This window comes from Ectobacillus antri, from assembly GCF_003852715.1.
GTDB classification, from domain to species: domain Bacteria; phylum Bacillota; class Bacilli; order Bacillales; family Bacillaceae_G; genus Ectobacillus; species Ectobacillus antri.
On record NZ_RIAV01000058.1, the window covers coordinates 1 to 1,656 of the forward strand.

General features: G+C 33.7%; 2 protein-coding genes. Both read right to left on the reverse strand.

Annotation, left to right across the window (positions count from 1 at the left end):
• Nucleotides 1-338 precede the first annotated feature (338 nt).
• The gene (locus EEJ45_RS17995) at nucleotides 339-749 is read right to left on the reverse strand and encodes a hypothetical protein (protein WP_124566122.1); all 411 of its coding nucleotides are present in this window, start codon (nucleotides 747-749) and stop codon (nucleotides 339-341) included.
• An 8-nt stretch (nucleotides 750-757) separates the two neighbouring features.
• Nucleotides 758-1,156 carry a hypothetical protein gene (locus tag EEJ45_RS18000; RefSeq protein WP_124566123.1) on the reverse strand — a complete coding sequence of 133 codons (399 nt, stop codon included), beginning with the start codon at nucleotides 1,154-1,156 and terminating at the stop codon, nucleotides 758-760.
• Nucleotides 1,157-1,656 lie beyond the last annotated feature (500 nt).

Sequence of the window (1,656 nt, forward strand, 5' to 3'; positions counted from 1 at the left end):
CCGTTTGAATATCCAACATGATGTACATACGAATCACCTCATGATTAGTATGAAGAAGTGAAGCTATTCTGTACATCTTTAAGTGAGCTTAGTTGTACATTTTTAGGTTAGCATTTCTAAACACCAAGACTGTGAAGCAACGTTTGAAACCATCATACGTATATTTTTAAAAACCGAACTGCAAATTCCCAATATCCTAACAGAAGCATTTTCCGAAAAAGACCTTAACGATAATTGGAGAAGTTATTCGTCCGTTTTTGCTATGGCTATATGGAACGGTAGTTGTAAAAATTAAAATCAAAATAAAGAAAGCCACTAAAGCAGACTTATGCCTGTTCCTAGTGGTTTTCTTTATTTTGATCCCTTTTTCTTATTTCTTCAAAAAACTTATCTAACCGTTTAAGAGCTAAGTTATATACTTCTTCCCGATCTTTTGGTCCTATTGCTATCAATTGCATTTCAACTATTTTTTGACCATTTATAACCTTTTCAACCGGTCTATAGACAATCCTCATACTCATTGCTCTAGGTTTGATTTTAGCAAATTGATGAAGTGGAGGATTTAGTTGTTTTCCGTTACCTTTTGGTTGAAACATCGCACCCTTCATCGCTTGTTTAAGTATCAAAGCTAAGATTACCTTTCTAGAACCATTAGGATATCGCTTATAATCACGTAGAGAGTTATGAGAGAAAAAAACCTGAGTATTGCATTTCATTAATTCTGCATTAAGCTTTTCAATTTCATCCATTATCGTTTCTAATCCTCGTCTATTTCAACTTCTGCAGCTAAAGCTAAAATTTCATCAAAACTAAATTCTTCTCCCTCAAGAGCCTTTGTAAACTCTATATCAGCAACATCATTTTGTCTCTCCATTGTAACTTGCTCCATATAAGCATCAACTAATCCCTCGAAAATACGTTGAGTCTCCAATAGGTTCTTAAAGTACTCTACATCAGCTAATACTCCAGCTGCATCCTTATTTTTGGCATTCTGGATCACATAAATTTCGCTTGTTTCTTTTCCAGAAAACTGATTTAAAATTTCAGACAACTTGTTTTTTCGCGTAATATCAGTTATGCCAAAAACATGCTCCTTTAAAAATTCCAAATGGCTTAACGTACCATTTTTTTTAATATCCATAAGATTCACGCTCACTTTCATTACCCCTTCCCTTATAGTATGACGGTGAATACAAATCGTATACACATATAATAGCACATTTTTAGTGTGTTTTAAACAACACACTTGATTTGATTCAATGGCACAAACAAAAACATCGACATAGATATCTGCATCTACATCTACATTTGTGTAAAATGCATGTGTTAAACCCTTTTATGATGGTTAATTTCATTTCCGTTGTAAATTTGGTCATACAAAAACTGCACCTCCAATTGTTAGACTGCGTCTAACAATTGGGGTGCAGTTCAGCATGAGATGGCTTTTTGTTGTTCTTTGATTGAAACCATTCTAATGGTAAGGGAATTATGATTTTATATTCCAGTAAATCCCTTAGCGTATAATATATGCGTTTTGCGGTTCTGGTGCAAATACTTGAAGAAAATATAAAAAAGCGAAAGATCTCTAATGACTGTTGGTCTTAAGTAACTAGTCCAAACAGTTGATGGATGAATTCTTTTTGATTTTGGACAGAC